Source organism: Kribbella sp. NPDC050241 (assembly GCF_044459685.1).
Taxonomy (GTDB): Bacteria; Actinomycetota; Actinomycetes; order Propionibacteriales; family Kribbellaceae; genus Kribbella.
Genome location: NZ_JBITJE010000004.1, coordinates 108,250 through 127,526 on the forward strand (window position 1 = coordinate 108,250; position 19,277 = coordinate 127,526).

Sequence of the window (19,277 nt, forward strand, 5' to 3'; positions counted from 1 at the left end):
TTACGTGAACATCGCAGCGTGAGATCAACCGCCCGCCGTATCGCCGCCGCCCTGTTCGCCGCTGCCACCCTCACTACCGCGCTGACCGTTCCCGCCGTCGCGGCACCACCGCCGCCTACGACGAACGACTTTCGCGGTGTCAACTGGGCCGATCCAAGGGACAACTACGCCGACGACGAAGTGGTCCCGTCCGGACTGAGCACGGCTGACGACTACGAGACGACGTACGGGAAGGCGACCGGCATCGTCGGCGAGTTCCGTCACGAACTGAAGGCCAACACGATCCGGCTGCCGATCAACCCGTCGAGCGTGGGCACGGCTTGGTGGAATTCGTACCGTGCCGCGATCGACGCGTCCGTGGCGAGCGGCTTCAAGGTGATCCTGAGCTACTGGGAGGCCGACAACGCCAAGGACGGCCGGGTCGACGACCCCGCGAAGTTCGACGCGATGTGGGACACCGTCTTCAAGGCCTACGGCAAGAACCCGCGGGTGTACTTCGAGCCGATGAACGAGCCGTTCGGCTACTCGCTGCCCGAGTGGGTGTCGCTCACCTCGTCCTGGATCCAGCGGCACCACAGCGTTCCGCGCGGCCGGTTCGTCATCTCGGGCACCGGCTACAACGACAGCGTCACCGGAGTCGGCGCGGCTCCCGAGCTCGAGGGCACGCTGCTGTCCCTGCATTTCTACGGCTTCTGGGCCTCCGACACGACCGAGGCTGCGTGGCTCGCGAACCTGCGGCCCCGGATCGGTTCGTACGGCTGGCGCACCGTGATCGACGAGGCCGGCTCACCGATGACGATCGGCTTGAACTACGGCAACCACGAGGGCAACGTCTATACGGCGTACCTCGGTGCTCTCACGCAGGTCGCGCGCGAGAACAAGATGGGCATCGTCTACTGGCCCGGACTGCGGACCGGCGACTCGTACTCGATGACCACGCAGGTCGGCCCGGCGGACCTGGAGGTCAACAGCCAGAGTGGTCGCGCGCAGCTGTGGTGGGGCTGGGGTCTGCTCAAGACGGAGCCGACGAACGACCTGCCGCCCGCGCCTCCGGGCGCACCGCTGCGTGGAGTCGCCAGCGGCCGGTGCGTCGACGTACCGGGCTTCTCGACCAGCCCTGGTACGGCGCTCGACCTGTGGGACTGCAACAACGGCGGTAACCAGTCGTGGAACTACACCGCGGACAAGCAGCTCACCGTCTACACCGACAAGTGCATGACTGCCGGGGCAGCCGCCGGGAGCGCGGTCACCATCGAGAACTGCACCGGAGCCACCAACCAGGCGTGGGAGCTCAACGCCGACCAGACCGTCACCAGCGTGGCCGATCCCGACCTGTGCCTGGACGCTGCCGGCGCTGGGACAGGCAACGGTACGGCGGTCGACGTGTGGCTCTGCAACGGCGCGGACAACCAGAAATGGACTCGCTCCTGACTACAGTCCAGCGGGTGGATCTGTTTGATGAAGACCTCGCCCGGACCGCGGGTGAGCGCGAGGTGCTCGAAGCCTTCCTCGACGCGCACCGGCGGGTCGCGGTCGACAAGCTCCGCGGCCTGTCCGAGGCGGACGCCCGGCGCCGGCTGGTGCCGTCGCTGACCACGCCGATCGGGTTGGTGAACCATCTCGCCGGCGTGGAGCGCAACTGGTTCCAGCACAGCATCGCCCAGCGGCCCCGCGAGGAGATCGCGGGTGACGCACGCGGCGGCGAGCAGAGCTGGACGGTTGCCGACGACGTGACCATCGACGACGTCATCGCCGCCTACGAGGAGGCGTGCGCCGAGTCCCGCCGAATAGCGGCTGACCTGCCGCTGGATCACGTCGTACCGCACGAGCGCCTCGGCGAGGTCTCGCTGCGCTGGGTCTACGTACACATGATCCGCGAGCACGCCCGCCACGGTGGCCACGCGGACATCCTCCGCGAACAGCTCGACGGCGCGACCGGCGCCTGAGCGGGCCTGTCTAGGCGAAGCCGCCGTTGCTCAGCAGCAGCTGGCCGTTGATCCACTGGCCCCGCGGGGAGCAGAGGAAGTCGACCAGGTTGGCCGTGTCCTGCGGCGTACCGAGCCGGCCGAGTGGGGTCTGGCGGATGCCGCTCGCGCGGATCTCGTCGGTCATCCAGCCGGTGTCGATCGGCCCGGGGTTGACGACGTTCGCACTGACGCCGAGGTGGGCCAGTTCCTCGGCCGCGGCCAGGGTGATCCGGTCCAGCGCGCCCTTGCTCGCGCCGTACGGGAGATTGCCGACGGTGTGATCGCTGGTCAGCGCGATGATCCGGCCGGTGCCCGGCGCGCCCTTGAACCGCAGGCCGTATTCGCGGATCAGCAGCCAGGTCGCTCGCGCGTTCACGGCGAAGTGCCGGTCGAAGCTCTCGAGGGTGGTGTCGAGGATGCCGGAGTTGACCGACTCGGTGTGGCACATCACCAGGGCGGTCACGCCGCCCAACCGCTCCTCGGCCGTGGTGAAGATCCGCTCGGGAGCCGCCGGGTCGACCAGGTCCGCCTCGATCGGGACCGCGGCCGCCCCGAGGCCGCTGAGTTCCTTGGTGATCTCTTCGGTCGCGCCCGACTGCACGCCCCACGTCATCCGCTCGTCGTACGCCGTCCAGTAGGTGAAGGCGATGTCCCATCCGGACGCGGCGAGTTGGCGGGCGATGCCCGCGCCGATGCCGACGGTGCGGCCGACGCCGGTGACGAGCGCGACAGGACGGTTCGAGGTGGGGAGAGTCATGCCGCGATTCTGCCGGTCCGGGCTTGCACATGAGAAATCTGTAATGTTCGGCTCATGCGGTTCACCGGGAGGGATCGCAGGCCGTGAGCATGCGGTCTCCACGTCTGATCTACGGGCTTGTCGCCGGCGTGCTGGTGGTGGCCGGGTTCCTGCTGCCGCGGTACCTGGCCGACCGGTCCCAGCCTGAGCTCGGCGACACGGTCGTCGTCCCCGCCGCCACGAGTCCGTCGACGCCGCCACCGACCGCGAACCCGCGGCCGACTGCGGCCGTCGCTCATCACGACGTACCGGCGGAGCACGTTGGTCGATCCGGTGGAGCATGCGCGGATGACCTGTGACGTCGGGCTCCGTTCTTCGACGCGGGGAAGTCGATCGCGGTGCTGCCGGACACCGTGCTGGTGGAGAGCAAGACGGCCGGGCGTGCGGGAGTCGCGGATCGGGTCCTGCGCGAGCTTCAGGTCCGGCCGATCCATGTCAGCAAGTACTATGTCGCCGCCGCGCTGCTCAATCCCGATCTGCGGTCCAATCCGTGGCACCGGACCGTACGGCTGTTCACCCAGCCGGGATGATGTGTGCGTCCGGGCCAGGGAAGAACAGGGACTCGGTGTCGGTGTCGGACCAGTGCACCAGGTACGGCGGTGCGCCGCCGGGGTCGTGGACCTCGACGATCTGGCCCTCCCGCCGGTGTGCGCTCAGGTGGTTGCTCTCGACAACTACCTGGTCGCCGGCCGCCGCCTTCACCGGGCCCACCCGCTCGAGTCGCACATCTCCTTCGCTCCCATCACAACCTCCGTCGCCGCTGGTCGGACGGCGATCCCCGTTGCCGCCCCGATGCCCCCAGCTTGGCCCGAACCCTCGCCCGGCACCACCCCCTGCGCCCGGTCAGATCACCGCGATCGCGACCGCATCGGCCGTCAATGGATGTCGGTGGCGAGGCGGGCGGCCAGGGCGGCGAAGATACCGGCGCAGACGCGTTCCAGGCGGCGACGGACGGTGCTGCCCGCGCGGAGGAACTTGCTGGTCAGGCCGCCCGCGAGCAGCGCGACCGACGCGTCGACCGGGAAGCCGACCAGGATGAAGATCGCGCCGAGGACCAGGAACTGGACGGTTGCCGGCCAGGCGCCCGTGCCAGTGCTGATGAACTGCGGGACGAACGCCAGGTAGAACAGGATGACCTTCGGGTTGGCGAGGTTCGTCAGCGTCGCCATCACATACGTCTTGCGCAGCGTCCGCTGTGGCACGTCAGGCACCTCCTCGGGCTCACCGACGTGTTGCCGGCTGGCCCGCCAGGTCAGATAGGCGAGGTACAGCAGGAATGCCGCTCCGGCGATCCGTACGCCGTTCAGCACCTGTGGCGCCGCCTGGATCAGCGCACCGAGCCCCAGCGCCGCTGCGACGGTGTGAACCGCCAGCCCGGTCGACATCCCCGCCGCCGCGACCACCCCGGCTCGTCGGCCCCCGACCGCCGCGTTCGCCACCACGAACAGCATGTCCGGCCCCGGCACCACACTCACCAGGAACACGGCCACCACGAACCCCACGACTACCGAAGTCTCCATCTCCCCATCCTGACCCGGCCTCGCCTGCCCTCACGCGAATTTCCACGTCGTGAAACGTCAGGCGGCGCTCACCCGGATGATGCGGGCGGATGGCTCGGGAACGGCGGTCGTGACGGTGAGGGAGTCTCCTGACCAGCTGTAGGTCCAGCCGTCGAGGTCTGTCGGGAAGATCGGCGTGATGGTGCCGTGCGGGAGAGAGAAGGTGACCTCGGACGGTCCGGGGGACCGGTGCCAGAGACTCAGATAGGTGGTGGACGAGTCGCTGAGGCCGAGGGCGATCCACTCGTCATCCCAGTCAGGAAGGCCCAGCGGCCAGCGGGGGAGCAGGCTCGGCAGGTCCTCGAGTACGCCGCGGTGCGCGCTGACCGCGGATCGGACCAGCTCCCGCTCGGACTCGGTCATCTGGTTGAGGTGACCGGACAGATACAGCCGTCCGAGGATGCCGTTGGCCAACGCGAGGGTGAACTCCTCGCGCGTGGTCCCGGTGATCGGGTACGCCCAGTGGCCGGCCTGTTCGGGGAGTACGGCGGCAGGTGCGGCGGCCGCGATCGGGACGTAGAGCAAGGGGTGTTGCTGGTCCGACGTCGACTGCAGATGGAGCCGCGACAGCATGGCGTAGTCCATCCGCATCGCGCCGGAGGCGCAGTTCTCGATCAGCAGGTCAGGGTGCCGAGCCTGGATGCCGTCGAGCCAGCGGAGCAGTGCGCGGTTGTGTTCTAGCAGTCCGTGGCCGAGCGACGTACCGCCCTTGTCGGTGCCTGGGCCGGTCATCGTGTTGTTGTCGAACTTGAAGAAGCCGATGCCGAAGTCGCTGACCAACCGGTCGACGGTGTCGTCGAGGTGCTGGCGCGCCAATGGGCTGCGCAGGTCGAGGAGGTAGCGACCGTGTTCGGCGACGCGGATGCCAGCCCGGGTGAGGAACGCGTCGTCGGGCAGGCTGCCGGCGATCGGGGAGTCGACACCGATCACCTCCGGTTCCAGCCACAGACCGGGCACCATGCCGCGCTCGTGGATCCGGTCGATCACCTCGCCGAGTCCCTTCGGGAAGCGGGTGGTCGACGGCTGCCACGCACCGACGGTGCTCCACCAGTCGCCCTCGGCGTACCAGCCGGCGTCGATGCAGAAGTAGTCCGCACCCGCCTCGGCCGCGGCGTCGATGAGCGGCAGTAGTTTCTCCGTCGTCGGGTCGCCCATCAACGTGTTCATGTAGTCGTTGAAGATCACCGGCATCCGGTCATCAACCGGCCGCCGCATCCGCAGCGCACGCCGCTGCCGGGTGAGAGCGCCGAGAGCGCTGTCTGAGTCGGTTCCGACGACGAGCGAGACAGGCACAGTGGTGAACGGCGCGTCCGCGGTCAGCCGCACGGTCCACTGGTGTTCCTGATCGGTCGGCCCGCTGAGCAGCAGGTAACCGCCCTGCCGGTTCTCCCCGAGTTCGTAGTGCCAGGGTCCGTTGTGCTCGATCTGCCAACCCAGGGCGTACTCGCGGTCGACCAGAACGCCGACCGGCAACGACTCACCACTCGACCACGAGCCGGTACTCGTCACCGCGTGCCGGCCCTTCGCGACCGGGTAGTGCGGATCGCGGACGATCTTCGGGACCCGGCCCGATCGGAGTGGTTGGACCGACCATCGGTTCTCGGCCATCCAGTCGTTGGCGGCCGAGTGCAGCTCCGCGTCGACCGACTGGAGACCGACGACCAGCGATGACAGGCAGGTCAGTTCGAGCTCACCCGGTCCGGTCAGCGACGCCTCGGACCACGCCCGTACGCCGGCGCGCGCCTCGAACACACTGGTGATCCGCAGACCGGTCCCGGCGTCTTCCTGGACGATGCGCAACGTGGATCCGTGGTCGTCATGGCCGACGTACCGCAGCCGCTGGCCGAGGATCGTGTCGACGTGCCGGTTCGTCCCCGGGGAGCGTCCGTACCCGAGCGCCGAGACCTCCACCAACGCCTGCCCAGGCACCGGGGACTCGTGGGCCGGTGCCTCAATGGCTTGGACGGCGATCAGCCGGACCGGACCGTCGTCGAGCGTGAAGGTCAGGGTCAACTCGGGCGTGCTCCAGCGCAGGAGGTTCATCGATAAACCTTAGAAGGTTCCTCCGTCCGCACTTCAACCCGCGATCCGCCTCGTGGACGACTCAGCGTGATCCCCGCCAGAACCAGCGCCAGCCCCGCCACCTGGCGCAGCGTCAGCGCCTCACCCGACAACGTCAGCCCGAGCAGTACGCCGGTCACCGGGTTCAGAAGCCCGATCAGCCCGACCGTCGCGGCACTCAGATGGCGCAAGCCGGTGAACCACGCCGTGAACGCAACGGCCGTCGCGATCAGGCCGACGTACGCGAACCCGCCGACCGCCGCGAGGTCCAGCGCCGGCGGAGCGCCCTCGAAGACGACGGCGAACGGAATCAGCACCAGACCGCCCGCGATGAGCTGCCACGAGGTCGTCGCCAGCGGCCCGTCGGCGCGTCCCCATTTCTTGGCCAGCACGTACCCGCAGGACGACATCGTCATCGCTGCCAGCGAGGCGACAACACCCCGTACGTCGACTGCCGTCGTACCCGCGCCGAGCATCAGGCAGACGCCCGTGAGGCCGGCCGCGGCGCCGACGAGCACCGGCAGCGTTGGTCGCTCGGAGAGCAGGCCCCAGGCGAAGAGCGTCATCGCGAGCGGCGACGCGGACATGATCGTGGACGCAAGGCTGACCGGCAGCAGTTGTGACGCGAGGTAGATCAGCGCGAAGAACGCCCCCATGTTGCAGACGCCGAGCAGCAGCGACCGCCACCACCAGATGCCGCGGGGGAGGCGGCGTGCCAGGCAGAGCAGCAGCAATCCGGCGGGCAGAGCGCGGAACACCGCGCCGTACAAGGGGGATCCGGCCGGCAGGTACTCGTGGGTGACGAAGTAGTTCGTGCCCCACGCCACCGGCGCGATCGCGGTGATCAGCACCCATCGGAAAGTAGGTTCCACGGAAGACACTATATCTTCCCAGGAAGATATAGTCTGCGGTGTGACCGAAGACCACCCCGAAGACCACCCCGAAGACCACGTGGCCAGGATCCAGGCGGAGTGGCGGGCAGCCCGGCCGGATCTCGATGTCGCGCCGCAGGGCGTGATCGGCCGGCTGCACCGGATCGCCAATCATCTGACCGGCGAGCTGACACTGCTCTATGCGAAGTACGGCCTGACCGAGGGAGAGTTCGATGTCCTCGCGGCGCTGCGGCGTGCGGGAACGCCGTACGAGCGGGCGCCGGGAGAGATAGCGCTCCACACGATGGTGACGACGGGCGCGGTCACGAAGCGGGTCGATCGCCTGGAGGAGGCCGGTCTGGTCCATCGCCGGCGCAGCGATGCCGATGGCCGCGGTCGCGTCGTACGGCTGACTCCTGCGGGCCGGAGGCTGATCGACAAGGCGTTCGCCGCCCACATGACCAACGAGCGGCGGCTGCTCGGCTCTCTCAGTCCGGCGCAGGCGGATCAGCTGGAAGAACTGCTCACGACGTGGCTCGCGGACCTCGAGCCGCCGGAGGATAGTCGGGCCGTCACGGAATGACAGCAAGCCCCTGGGACTCCGGTACGATCCCTAGGCTGTCCGTGAAACCGTGCAACCGCTCCTGTGCGTTCGGCACGTTTCCACAGTGCCGAAGTCTCATGAAGGAGAGTACGTGGTCGGCCCCCATGTCGTCATGATCGTCGCGAACGACATCGCCAACGACACCCGAGTCCTGAAGGAAGCCGTCGCTCTCGGGCAGGCCGGGCGGCGGGTGACGCTGCTGGGTGTCTCGGCGTCCGGTGAGCTGAAGATCGACACGATCGACGCCGGCGTGGTGATGATCCGGCTGCCCGGGAAGTTCCTGCTGCGTGACGACCGGAACCGGCGCCGCCGGGTTCGCCGCGCTCGCCGCCTGCTCATGGTCAGCAAGCCGGCGCCGGTCCGGAAGGCGCTCGTGACGGCCCGGTTGGCCGACCTGAAGGCGGAGTCTGGCCGCGCCGTCGCCCAGCGCAAGGCCGGGGCGGTCGGTCCGCTGGCCTTCAAGGCCGGGACGGTCCGCCGGGCGCTCCAGCGCCGGCAGCTGTCGTTCTCCGGGAAGGGCGCCGGCCTGCTGAACCGCGCGGCCCAGCTCGAGGCCCGTAAGGCGACCCGGTTCTGGCAGCGGTGGGACCTCTGGATGACCCAGCAGAGGCGGCCGATCAACTGGCGCAAGGTGATCCCGGAGGCCGACGACTACGAGACGATCTTCGCCTCCGTGCTGGACCGGCTGATGCCCGACGTACTGCACGCCCACGACATGCACGTCATCGGTGTGGCCTCTCGTGCCGCCGGGCGGGCCGCGCTGCGTGGCCGGACCGTGAAGGTCGTGTACGACGCTCACGAGTACGTCCCCGGCCTGTCGACGTACCCGCCGCGTACGCCGCGGTTGGTGGCGGCGTGGGCGCAGCACGAGCGTGACTACATCCGCACCGTCGACCGCGTTGTCACTGTGAGTCCGGCGATCGCGCGGACGCTGCACACGCGGTACAAGCTGGACCGCGAGCCGAGCGTGGTGATCAACAGCCCGCAGCTGGTCGAGCTGGATCACGATGCACCTGACATCCGGAGCGCGATCGGGCTGGCCGACGACGTACCGCTGATCGTCTACAGCGGTGGCATCACCCGTGCGCGCGGCGTCGAGACCGCGATCTCGTCGCTGCCTCAGCTGCCGGACGTGCACCTGGCCGTGGTCTGCGTGCCGACGACCGAGATGAAGCCGGTCGACGAACTGCGTGCGCTCGCGGCGAAGGTCGGCGTGGTGGACCGGGTGCACTACCTGAACCCGGTCGCGCCGAACGATGTGACCAGCTTCCTGCGCACCGCGGACCTCGGGCTGATCCCGATCCTGCGCTACCCGTCGCACGAGATGGCCCTGCCGAACAAGGTCTTCGAGTACACCTTCGCGGGGCTGCCGGTCGTCACCAGCAACATGCCGACGCTGGAAGAGTTCGTCGGCAAGACCGGGATCGGCGAGGTGTTCGAGGCGGAGAACCCGACCGACCTCGCCGCCAAGGTGTCGAAGGTCCTGGCCGACCCCAAGCCGTACCGCGAGCGTGCCGCCTCCCCGGAGCTGCGGCACGAGATGTCATGGGAGGCGCAGGCCGACAACCTCCGCGCGCTGTACGACGAACTCCTCGGGCCGGTGGACGGCGTCGAGACGGTCAAGCCGCGGCTGGTCATCGGACCGGTGGATGCCGACGGCGCGCCGAGCGCCTGGGTGCGGGAGATCGACGAGGCCGAGGTGGTCGGGCGCCGGCTGACCCCGGCCGACCTCGACGGCATCACGCACCTCGTGATGGAGGACTGGAAGTCCGTGCTCGGGAGCTCCGACATCACCACGGACCTCCCGCTGCTCGCCGCGGCGCGCATCAAGCACGGAGTCGTCGTCTACGGCCGGCCCGATCGGCCGGCGACGCGGGAGCGCGCGAAGACCTACAACGGCACGGTCTTCGTCACCGACGAGGCGATGCTCGACTCCCTCCCCGACAGCGAGTGGCTGCCGACGGGCGAGCAGGGCACCGAGATCCTGCGAAAGTTCATCGCCGACTGACGCCGATGGACTTTCTGACGGGGGTCGATGGACGTCGGCTGGACTACGTACGGCGCGGGCGTGGCGAGCCGTTGCTGCTGATCCAGGGAATGGCGGGCCACCACGCCATGTGGGGCGACGAACTGCTCAGCCGCTTGGAAGACCGGTTCGACATCGTCGCGTACGACCATCGCGGCGTCGGACGCGGCGACCGGGCGGACGAGCCGTTCACCGTCGCCGACCTGGCTGACGATGCGGCCGCCCTGATCGCGTCGGCGGGCTGGACATCCGCGCACGTCTTCGGTATCTCACTCGGCGGGATGGTCGCCCAGGAGCTCGTACTGCGCCATCCGGACACGGTCCGGTCGGTCACGTTGGGCTGCACCTGGGCAGGGGGAGCGAGCGGGGTCATCGCCGAGACCTCGAGGGACATGGTGGACGCGATCGCGAGCCGGGACGTGGAACGCGGGCTGAGGATCAGCTTCGAGGCGAACCTGTCTCCGCGATACGCCGCGGCGGTGCCGGACGCGCAGGAGATCTACCGCCGGCGAGCGCTCGCTGTGAAGGTCCCCGTGCCGGTCGTGCTGATGCAGTGGCAGGCCGCCAAGGCCCACGACACCACGCAGCGGCTCGGTGCGATCGCCGTACCGGTCCTGATCCTGCACGGCACAGCGGACGCGGAGATCCCGGTGGAGAACGCCCAACGGCTGTCCAGCCTGATCCCTGCGGCGAAGGTTGAATTGTTCGACGACGCGGGTCATCTGTTCTGGTGGGAAGATCCGGACCGGACCGCAACGCTGCTGGTGACCCACACCACGGCCTGACGGCGCGCGGGGGACCGGGTGCGGTCCCGGATGGTCGTGGGTGGGTAACCTTCCCTGGTCGTTTGGGTGAGCGATAGGAGATGATGCCCACCGTGACCGGACCACGTAGCCAGGACCCGCAGGACCGGCTGACCCCGTCGGAGGCCGACCCTGCCGTTGCGGGTCTGACCGTGGGGCTCGGTGGGCCGTCGGGGCGGTTCGCCCGGCTCAGCTCGTCCTGGTGGACGCCGCTGCGGATCGCGCTCGCGGTGTGCACGGTCACCTTCGCGCTCGGCGTACTGCAGAAGGCTCCCTGCATGGAGGCCGGCTGGGACCGGCAGAGCTGGCGGCCGTTCAAGGCGCTGTGCTACTCCGACATCGGCTTCCTGTACCAGGAGCGCGGGTTCGCCGAGGGCAACCGCCCGTTCCTCGACACGGGCAACTACCCGGTCCTCGAGTACCCGGTGCTCACCGGCGGCTTCATGGAGGTCGCGGCGCGGATCACCTGGGTGATCACCGGTGACCCGAAGAACGACCACACGGCCGAGCAGAAGCGCGCCACCGCGGGCGTGTTCTTCGTCGTGAACACCGTGATGCTGTTCCTCTGCGCCCTGATCCTGGTCGGGCTGACCGTCGCCACCGCGCGTGGCGTCGAGTCGCGCCCCGGTGCGGCCCGCGGCCAGCCGATGAACGCCCTGTACGTCGCCGCCGCGCCGGTGCTGGCGCTGACGTCGACGATCAACTGGGACCTGTTCGCGGTCGTGCTCACGGCCGGGGCGATGTTCGCCTGGTCGCGCGGCAAACCGATCTGGTTCGGCGTGCTGCTCGGGCTGGGAACGGCGGCGAAGTTCTACCCGTTCCTGCTGCTCGGGCCGCTGCTGATCGTGTGTATCCGCGGCCGCAAGATGTGGCCGTGGTTCCAGGCGGTGATCGCGACGGGCGTGTCCTGGGCACTGGTGAACGCGCCGATCTACCTGCTTGCCAAGAACGAGTGGATGTCGTTCTGGACGTTCAACGATCAGCGCGAGAGCGACTACGGATCGATCTGGTATGTGCTGAAGCTGGCCAAGCACGAGGTCGCCGACGTCAACCAGCTGAACATCGTGATCTTCGCCGGGTTGTGCCTGTCGATCGCGATCCTCGGCCTGATGGCGCCACGGCCGCCCCGCTTCGCACAGCTCGCGTTCCTTGTCGTGGCGGCGTTCCTGTTGGTCAACAAGGTCTACTCACCGCAGTACGTGCTCTGGCTGCTGCCGCTGGTCGCGCTGGCGCGGCCGCGGTTGCGGGACTGGCTGATCTGGCAGGCGTGCGAGTGCTTCTACTGGATGCTGGTGTGGATGCATCTGGCCCAGTTCCTGGCGCCGGGCAATCCCGACGTACCGGACCGGATCTACTGGTTCGCCGTGATCCTGCGGATGGCGGGGACGCTGTGGCTGATGCTGATGGTGGCGCGCGACATCCTGCTGCCGGAGAACGATCCGGTCCGGCAAGGTGATCTGGTCGACGATCCCAGCGACGGCGTCAAGTCCGACGCCGCACCACGTCAGCTGGCCACCGCTTAGAGCATCAGCTTCGATACATCGAGGTTGCCGCCGCTGATCACGCTGGCGGTGACGCCGGCCGGTTGGATGCTGCCCTCGATCATTGCGGCGAACGGTGCCGCGGCCGCAGGCTCCAGTGCGAGCTTGGTCCGCGACATGACGAGCCGCGTCGCCTCGAGCAGCGCGTCCTCGCTGACGCGGACGACCTCGTCGACGTACTGCTGGATCAGCGGGAAGTTGCGCGTGCCGCAGACCGGCGCGGCGAGGCCGTCGGCGATCGAGCGTGCGGTCGGGAGCTTCTGAGGTTCGCCGGCCGCGAGGCTGCGGCTGACGACGTCCGCCTGCTCGGGCTCGATGCCGATCACGCGGATCTCCGGCTTGACCAGCTTGACCGCCAGCGCGACACCCGAGATCAGGCCGCCGCCTCCCACCGGGACCAGGACCGTATCGAGGTCCGGGCGGTCCTCGAGGAGCTCGAGGCCGAGGCTTCCATGGCCGGTGATCACGTCCTCGTCGTCGAACGGGTGGACGCCGGTGAGCTTCCGCTCGTCCCGGATCCGCTCGTACTGACCCATCAGGTCACCCTCGACGAGCTCGACCGTGGCACCGTACCCACGGGCCGCGTCGATCTTGGCCTGTACGGCGGTGGTCGCCATCACCACGGTGGCCGGTACGCCGGCGTCCCGGGCGGCCCAGGCGAGCGCGCCGGCCGCGTTACCGGCCGAGACCGTGATGACGCCGCGCTCGCGCTCCTCGGGGCTCAGCCGCAGCAGCTTGGTGAGCAGTCCGCGGACCTTGAAGCTGCCCGTCTTCTGGAACAGTTCGGCCTTCAGGACCAGATCTGCGCCGAAGCGCTCGTTCAGCGCGGTGGAGGTGACCATCGGCGTGCGGTGAATGCGGCCCCGCAGCTGCTGCGCGGCCACACGGATATCGTCGAGCGTCGGCATGGTCCCGACCTTATCCGCCTCGGATTTCTACAAGCGGGCGGCGACGGTGGTGGCGAGTTTGTGGGTTGCTTCGGGGGACTGGGGGAGGTACAGGTAGGGCTCGATCAGCTCGAGCTCCATCAGGAGGAAGCGGCCGTTGACGACGACGCCGTCGACGCGGGCGTAGGCGGGGCGGGGACCGGCGGTGGCGAGTGCTCTCTGTGCGTTCTCGAGAATGTCCGGCGACGGCTCGGTGACCGTCGCGTGGCCGCCGTACTCCTCCTGGACCCGGTAGTCGCCGGCCGCCGGGCGCTTCACGACGGCGTGAGTGAACTCGCCGTCGATGAACATCAGCGACCACTCGCCGTCGGTCTGGATCTCGGGCAGGAACGGCTGGACCAGGTACACGATGTCGGGGAGTTCGTTGATCGCCTGGGTGAGTTCAGGCGAGCCGGCCACGCCGCGGACGGTGAGGCGGGCGGTCGCGCTCACGGTCGGCTTGATCACGATCTCCTGGCCGTCGAGCCCGGCGACGACCTCGCGCAGGCACGCGCCGGCCGCGATCTGCGACGGCACGATCGCGACGCCGCGCTCGCGCAGTTCCAGCAGGTACCGCTTGTCGCCGTTCCAGCGGACCAGACCACTGTCGTTGAAGACCGGTACGCCGGCCTTGTCGACGAGCGCGAGCCATTCGGTGAACTCGTCGTACCGCAGGTGGTAGTCCCACACCGAGCGGAGCAGGACCCCGTCGTAGGCGGACCAGTCGACCGACGGGTCGGTCCAGACCTCGGCGACCGGGTCGAGGCCGGCGGCACGGAGGGCGTCGACGAGCGGGAGGTCATGCGCGTGCAGCTCAACGTGGTCCGCCGAGGTTGCGAGGGCGATGCGTTTCGTCACGCCGATCAGTGTTGGTTGGTGGTCGCGATCGCGTCAAACCGCTTTGTTGTAACTGATCTGTGACGCAGCGTGAGTCCGGTGAGGACGACGACAGCCGCGGTGAGGTGGATCAGGCCTTGCCGGGTCTCGTGCCCGAAGCTCGCGTAGGCCAGGTACGACGCCAGCGGTACGGCGAGCCATTCGGGGCGGTGGGCGAGGGCCGCGAGGGCGATCAGGGGGAGGCCGTACCACGGGTACGTCGGGGTGGCGACGAGCAGCGCGGCGCCGTACAGCCAGCAGCAGGTGATCGCGATCGGTTCGTGGCGGGCCCGCTGGAAGGCCAGGGCGGCGAGGCCGATCGCGAGGGCGGCCGCGAGGAGTTGCCGGGCCTCAGGAGGCAGCAGGAGCGCGAGAATCGCGGATCGGGAGCTGCCGTCGGAGAACCCTTCCTGGGTGAGGTAGCCGGGCAGGAATCCGAGGACCAAGGTGCCTGCGGCAATCAGGTACGGGAGGTAGGAGGCGAGGAAGGTGCCGATGGCAACGAGGCCGGAGCGTCGGCGGAAGGCGGGGAGGAGGAGCAGCGGCAGGAGTTTGACGCTTGCGGCCGCGCCGAGGATCAAGCCGGCGAGTTTCGGGCGGCGGGCGGCGGTCATCACTGCTGCCGTGATCAGGACTGCGGTGAGGACGTCGAGGTGCGCGGCGTTGCCGGCTTCGAGGGCGACGATCGGTGACCAACCCCACAACGCGGCCCAGCGAGGATCGCTTACCGTGAGTAGCCAGGTGAGCGCGATCGCGAGCAACGCGGCAGCGATCTGCAGGCCGAGGGTGCCCGCGGACCACGGGGTGAGGAAGGCGACCACGGTGAAGTACGCCTGCGCGACGGGCGGGTAGATGGTCGGCACCCGGGGGCGGTTGATCCTCGTTCTGGGGTCGTCGGTGGATAGGGCGGCGAGTGCCGCCGGATCCTTCGGGAGGCGCGGGGGACCGGTCACTCCCGATCTCTCTGTGGGTGACAGCCCTGGAAACAGCACCGGATCCCTCAGCTGCGCCAACGCGTCATCCAACGGCACATGCGAGTACGGCGAACTCCCCGACAACTGCACCCGCCCGTCCCACACGTACCGGTAAGCATCCGTGCTGGTGATCGGCGCATGCACCACGCCCGGCACCTGACAAACCCCAGCAACCGCCACAACCGCCACCACGCCCAGCCGTCGTCCGAACCGCCACACCACCCCCGCAACCACCAAGCTTCCCGCCACCAACACCAAGTTCGGCCACCACTGTTTCGCAGCCGCCACAACCACACCGCTGGCAACCCCCACCGCCACGCCTCCAGCAATCACCCCACTGCTTCGCGAGATCGCTCCTCCGACGCCCGGTGCCATCTCCGACCTCACCCGTTCAGGCATCAGGCGGTGGGGCGGAGGGTCAGGAAGGCACGGTGGCCGGCGCGCCAGTCTTCGGTGGGGTGGAGGTGGACGGCGTGCGCGTGCCGGAGCAGAGCGCGAGTTCCCACCCTTGCCCACGGCAACGGAGTCGATCGCCGCCCGGTGGAGCTCCGCAGGACGATCGGCGCCGTCTCGTCCAGATCGTCGTCGGGATCGACTTCGACCAGGACCAGCCCGTCGGGTCGGACCAATTCGGCACAGCGCCGCAGGAGATCGGCCGGGTCCCCGCCGATGCCGATGTTGCCGTCCATCAACAGCACGCTGCCCCAGCGCCCCTCACCCGGAAGCCGGTCCTGGACGGGTCGCCGGAGCGCAGCCGCGCCACGCGAGGTGGTGAGCGACACCGCGCGCGGCGAGATATCGACCCCAAGAGCGGGGATGCCGCGTTCCGCCAGCGCTGTCACAATCCGGCCGGGCCCGCACCCGACGTCCAGGACCGGCCCCTCGCACCGGCTCAACGCCAGCCGATCCACCTCGTCAGCAGGAGACCTCCACCGATCCAGCTCCGACAACGACGGCACAGTCCGCCCGTCGATGCCAGTGGCGACCACTCTCGTCGTACCGACCAACGCCTGCTCGAACAGCAGCCCTGGATGCGCCGCGTGCTGCAACCGCCGGTACAACCGCGACACCCGCAACGACGGATGCGCCGCCGCGATCACTGACGCGTCCCGAGGCGTGTCCATGTCCCGCAACGTCGGCAGCAACACCACCCGCAGCCCGAGATCCTGCAGCCGCCGCAGCTGATCCCGGCCGGTGTGATCCGTCGACATCGGTACGCCGATCAGCGCGCGAGCATCCGGCTCGCGCAACCCGAGACACCAGTAGCCGCCGTCCTCGGTCAGCCCGAGCATCGCGTCGTACCCGGACCATGGGACGCTCAGCAGGCCGGCCGTGAGTTGCGGCGTGTCCATCCCGACAAGCAGCATCGGCGTACCGTCGAAGGCGTCCTCGAAGGCCGCGGCCAGCCGCTCGTCCAGCCCGTCGCCGCGCTGCCCGATCACCTCGAACCCGTCCGGGAGCCACGGCCCCGGATCGCCGTCGAGCGCAAGGACACGGCGGGACGCGCGCGCCGAACGGACCGTGTTCAGCGTGTCCACCAGCGACGCCCGCGCCAGCGCGGCGGCTTCGTGCGCGGTGAACTCGGTCTGCAGCCGCGTCTTGACCCGGCCCGCCACCGGCTCCTTCGCGATGACGATCAGAGTCCCGCGGTTCATCCGGCCAGCACCTTCGACATGTCGAGCACGGCCCGGGCAGCACCGAGCGGCGTGCCGGTGACCTTCGAGCGTCCGGATCGAGGCAGGTAGTCCACGTCGACCTCGCCGATCCGCCAGCCGGCTTCGGCGGCGCGGACCACGGTCTCCAGCGGATAACCCGATCGCCGGTCGCGGAGGTCCAGGTCCAGCAACGCCGACCGGCGCGCGGCCCGCATCGGTCCGAGATCGTGCAACGCAACGCCGGTACGGCGTCGGATCCGACGGGACAGCTCGGCGTTGGCCAGCCGCAGATGCCACGGCCAGGAACGCCGCGAGAGCGTCCTACGGCGTCCCACCATCAGATCGGCCGTGCCCGCAAGGACAGGCGCCGTCACCCGGCCCAGCTGCCGCGGATCGAGTGATGCGTCCGCGTCCATGAACGCCACCACCTCGGCCTCGGCCGCTTCCAGACCGGCATGACACGCAGCGCCGTACCCGCGGATCTCGCACCGGACCACCGACGCGCCGAAGCGCGTGGCGATCTCTGGCGACCCGTCGGTGGAACCGTTGTCGACGACAACGGCCCGGACGCCCACGGGCAGCCGTTCGAGCACCCAGGGCAGCGCCGCCGCCTCGTTCAGGCACGGCAGGATGAGATCGACTGACACTCTTCGACCGTAGGGACAATCGCCTGCCGCGGGGTGCCGGACCTGACTACGGCTCGCTTACGGCCGCGGTCACCCAGGGAGCCCGGGGCCCGGCCCCTGCCCGGAAGAACTAGGCTCTGATCGTGGCTACTCGTGTACTCGTGGTCGATGACGACCCGACCGTGTCCAATGTCGTCTCGGCGTACCTGACCAAGGCCGGGTACGACGCCCGGATGGTGGCCGACGGTGCCGCGGCTGTCGAGGTCTGGCAGCAGTGGAAGCCGTCGGTCGTCGTTCTGGACGTGATGCTGCCCGGACTGTCCGGGCTGGAGGTGCTGCGCCGGATGCGCGCGGCGGACGACGGGGCCGCGGTGATCATGCTGTCCGCCCGGGGCGAGGAGGAGGACCGCCTGGTCGGACTCGAGGTCGGCGCGGACGACTACGTGGTCAAGCCGTTCAGCCCGCGCGAGCTCACGCTGCGGGTGCAGGCGATGCTGCGCCGCGAGGAACGCCTGGCCGGCCTCGATCTGACCCCGACGAAGCTGAGCTCAGGACCCGTGACGATCGATACCGCTGCCCGGCTGGCGTCTCTGGACGGCAACGAGCTGTCGCTGACGCATCGCGAGTTCGACCTGCTGGCGTTCCTGGTGTCGCACGCCGGCAAGGCGTTCACGAAGGCCGAACTGCTCCGGCGCGTGTGGGGCTGGGACTTCGGCGACTCCTCGACGGTCACGGTCCACGTCCGCCGGCTGCGGGAGAAGATCGAGGCGGATCCGTCCGATCCGCGGCTGGTGGTGACCGTGCCGCGGACGGGCTATCGGTTCGTCGGGGATACCGAATGAATCGAGACATGGTCACGATCCTCGCGCTCACCACGCTGTGGACGCTGGTGGTCGCGGCGATCGGCGGCGCGATCCTGTGGCAGTTCCGCCGCCGCTCACTGCGCATCACGATGATCGTGGTGGCGCTTGCGCCGATGGCGGCCGCGCTCGCGGCGGTGCTGCAGAGCGTGCGGGCGATGTTCATCTCCGAGCACGACTCGTGGGTGGTGCTGTGGACGCTGGCATTCGCGGCCCTGCTCGGGCTGGGGATGTCGGTGCTCCTCGGCCAATGGATCAGCACCGGATCGCGCGAGGTCGGTCGGCGGCTGCGCCACCTGGGTACGTCGTACGAGCCGTCGGAGGTGGTCGGCGGCGCGGTCCCGGCGGAGTTGGCGGCGCTGACAGAAGAGCTGGAGATGACGCGACGCAAGCTCGCCGCGTCCCACGAACGCGAGCGTGCGCTCGAGTCCAGCCGGCGGGAGCTGGTCGCGTTCATGTCGCACGATCTTCGTACGCCGCTCGCCGGTTTGCGGGCCGTCTCGGAGGGACTCGAGGACGGCGTGGTCGACGACGTACCGGGAGCGCTGCGGCAGATGCGGTCGACGGTCGATCGGATGACCGGGCTCGTGGACGACCTGTTCGAGCTGTCGCGGTTGTCCGCGGCGCCGGTGCCGCGGCGGCGGTCCGCGGTCAGTCTGCGCGAACTCGCCGAGGACGTGGCGGGGGAGAACGGTGAACACGCACGAGCGTCCGGGGTGCGGCTGGCGGTCTTGACTCCGGGTGGTGACGATCGGCTCGCCGTGCAGGGCGATCCGGACGAGCTGACCCGAGCGGTGACGAACCTGGTCGGCAACGCGATCCGTCACACAGAACCCGGCGGCACGGTCATGCTGACGGTGGACCGCGAGCCCGACGGCCGCGTCCGCCTCGCCGTGACGGATGCGTGTGGCGGCATTCCAGCCGATGACCTGGAGCGAGTCTTCGACGTCGGCTGGCGCGGCGACGAACAACGCACCCCCGCCAACGCAACCAACTCGAGCGGCGGCGGCCTGGGCCTCGCCATCGCCCGCGGCGTCGTCGAATCCCACGACGGCACCATCGGCGTTGCCAACGTCGCGGGCGGCTGCGCCTTCCAGATAGACCTCCCCCCGGTCTCCGCCAGCAACTGAA

The 19,277-nt window shown here is 69.2% G+C and carries 20 protein-coding genes; 10 read left to right on the top strand and 10 right to left on the bottom strand.

Annotated elements, in window-relative coordinates; all coding sequences use genetic code 11:
- Positions 1–18: 18 nt before the first annotated feature.
- Positions 19–1,431: a ricin-type beta-trefoil lectin domain protein gene (locus ACIBG5_RS20785; protein WP_396393125.1), complete on the top strand. Its 1,413-nt coding sequence runs from the start codon at positions 19–21 to the stop codon at positions 1,429–1,431.
- Positions 1,432–1,445: 14 nt separating this feature from the next.
- The gene (locus ACIBG5_RS20790) at positions 1,446–1,946 is read left to right on the top strand and encodes a DinB family protein (RefSeq protein ID WP_396393126.1); all 501 of its coding nucleotides are present in this window, start codon (positions 1,446–1,448) and stop codon (positions 1,944–1,946) included.
- Between the two features lie 10 nt (positions 1,947–1,956).
- Here the strand turns inward: ACIBG5_RS20790 and ACIBG5_RS20795 are convergent, their stop codons facing one another.
- Positions 1,957–2,724, bottom strand: a complete 768-nt coding sequence (locus ACIBG5_RS20795) for an SDR family oxidoreductase (RefSeq protein WP_396393127.1) — start codon at positions 2,722–2,724, stop codon at positions 1,957–1,959.
- 89 nt (positions 2,725–2,813) lie between these two features.
- On the opposite strand from ACIBG5_RS20795, the gene ACIBG5_RS20800 reads away from it, so the two are divergent.
- A complete protein-coding gene (locus ACIBG5_RS20800) occupies positions 2,814–3,062 on the top strand; it encodes a hypothetical protein (protein WP_396393128.1) in 249 nt (82 codons plus the stop codon).
- 39 nt (positions 3,063–3,101) lie between these two features.
- On the top strand, positions 3,102–3,293 hold the full coding sequence (locus ACIBG5_RS20805) for a hypothetical protein (RefSeq protein ID WP_396393129.1): 192 nt from the start codon (positions 3,102–3,104) through the stop codon (positions 3,291–3,293).
- On the opposite strand, the gene ACIBG5_RS20810 is transcribed toward ACIBG5_RS20805, so the two are convergent.
- The 4 genes from ACIBG5_RS20810 to ACIBG5_RS20825 all read right to left on the bottom strand — a co-directional run bounded on the left by ACIBG5_RS20810 (position 3,277) and on the right by ACIBG5_RS20825 (position 7,255).
- Positions 3,277–3,489, bottom strand: coding sequence for a DUF1918 domain-containing protein (locus tag ACIBG5_RS20810; protein WP_360454650.1), 213 nt, complete (start codon positions 3,487–3,489; stop codon positions 3,277–3,279). The two genes, ACIBG5_RS20805 and ACIBG5_RS20810, sit on opposite strands and share 17 nt — an antisense overlap.
- Before the next feature lie 149 nt (positions 3,490–3,638).
- Complete coding sequence (locus tag ACIBG5_RS20815; RefSeq protein WP_396393130.1) at positions 3,639–4,283, bottom strand: LysE family translocator; 645 nt, start codon at positions 4,281–4,283, stop codon at positions 3,639–3,641.
- Between the two features lie 57 nt (positions 4,284–4,340).
- A complete protein-coding gene (locus ACIBG5_RS20820) occupies positions 4,341–6,365 on the bottom strand; it encodes a glycoside hydrolase family 36 protein (protein WP_396393131.1) in 2,025 nt (674 codons plus the stop codon).
- Positions 6,362–7,255, bottom strand: coding sequence for a DMT family transporter (locus tag ACIBG5_RS20825; RefSeq protein ID WP_396393132.1), 894 nt, complete (start codon positions 7,253–7,255; stop codon positions 6,362–6,364). Before ACIBG5_RS20825 ends, ACIBG5_RS20820 begins: the two co-directional genes overlap by 4 nt.
- A gap of 40 nt (positions 7,256–7,295) precedes the next feature.
- Between ACIBG5_RS20825 and ACIBG5_RS20830 the strand changes: the two genes are divergently transcribed.
- From ACIBG5_RS20830 to ACIBG5_RS20845, 4 genes are all read left to right on the top strand, one after another.
- Positions 7,296–7,838 (top strand): MarR family winged helix-turn-helix transcriptional regulator, encoded by a 543-nt coding sequence (locus ACIBG5_RS20830; RefSeq protein ID WP_396393133.1) that lies wholly within the window; start codon positions 7,296–7,298, stop codon positions 7,836–7,838.
- Positions 7,839–7,950: 112 nt separating this feature from the next.
- Positions 7,951–9,867: a glycosyltransferase family 4 protein gene (locus tag ACIBG5_RS20835; RefSeq protein ID WP_396393134.1), complete on the top strand. Its 1,917-nt coding sequence runs from the start codon at positions 7,951–7,953 to the stop codon at positions 9,865–9,867.
- 5 nt (positions 9,868–9,872) lie between these two features.
- Positions 9,873–10,670: an alpha/beta fold hydrolase gene (locus ACIBG5_RS20840; RefSeq protein WP_396393135.1), complete on the top strand. Its 798-nt coding sequence runs from the start codon at positions 9,873–9,875 to the stop codon at positions 10,668–10,670.
- An 83-nt stretch (positions 10,671–10,753) separates the two neighbouring features.
- On the top strand, positions 10,754–12,211 hold the full coding sequence (locus ACIBG5_RS20845) for a glycosyltransferase family 87 protein (protein ID WP_396393623.1): 1,458 nt from the start codon (positions 10,754–10,756) through the stop codon (positions 12,209–12,211).
- Here the strand turns inward: ACIBG5_RS20845 and ACIBG5_RS20850 are convergent.
- The 5 genes from ACIBG5_RS20850 to ACIBG5_RS20870 all read right to left on the bottom strand — a co-directional run bounded on the left by ACIBG5_RS20850 (position 12,208) and on the right by ACIBG5_RS20870 (position 17,307).
- Positions 12,208–13,137 (bottom strand): threonine/serine dehydratase, encoded by a 930-nt coding sequence (locus tag ACIBG5_RS20850; RefSeq protein ID WP_396393136.1) that lies wholly within the window; start codon positions 13,135–13,137, stop codon positions 12,208–12,210. The genes ACIBG5_RS20845 and ACIBG5_RS20850 overlap by 4 nt on opposite strands.
- Before the next feature lie 27 nt (positions 13,138–13,164).
- Complete coding sequence (locus ACIBG5_RS20855) at positions 13,165–14,013, bottom strand: RimK family alpha-L-glutamate ligase (protein WP_396393137.1); 849 nt, start codon at positions 14,011–14,013, stop codon at positions 13,165–13,167.
- 5 nt (positions 14,014–14,018) lie between these two features.
- Entirely contained in the window at positions 14,019–15,152 is a 1,134-nt protein-coding gene (locus ACIBG5_RS20860; RefSeq protein WP_396393138.1) for a glycosyltransferase 87 family protein, read from the bottom strand.
- Between the two features lie 251 nt (positions 15,153–15,403).
- Positions 15,404–16,660, bottom strand: a complete 1,257-nt coding sequence (locus ACIBG5_RS20865; RefSeq protein WP_396393139.1) for a DUF2064 domain-containing protein — start codon at positions 16,658–16,660, stop codon at positions 15,404–15,406.
- Positions 16,657–17,307, bottom strand: coding sequence for a glycosyltransferase family 2 protein (locus ACIBG5_RS20870; protein WP_396393140.1), 651 nt, complete (start codon positions 17,305–17,307; stop codon positions 16,657–16,659). The genes ACIBG5_RS20865 and ACIBG5_RS20870 overlap by 4 nt, the downstream gene beginning before the upstream one ends.
- A gap of 122 nt (positions 17,308–17,429) precedes the next feature.
- On the opposite strand from ACIBG5_RS20870, the gene ACIBG5_RS20875 reads away from it, so the two are divergent.
- Positions 17,430–18,128 (top strand): response regulator transcription factor, encoded by a 699-nt coding sequence (locus tag ACIBG5_RS20875; protein WP_396393141.1) that lies wholly within the window; start codon positions 17,430–17,432, stop codon positions 18,126–18,128.
- Complete coding sequence (locus ACIBG5_RS20880; RefSeq protein ID WP_396393142.1) at positions 18,125–19,276, top strand: sensor histidine kinase; 1,152 nt, start codon at positions 18,125–18,127, stop codon at positions 19,274–19,276. Before ACIBG5_RS20875 ends, ACIBG5_RS20880 begins: the two co-directional genes overlap by 4 nt.
- Position 19,277 lies beyond the last annotated feature (1 nt).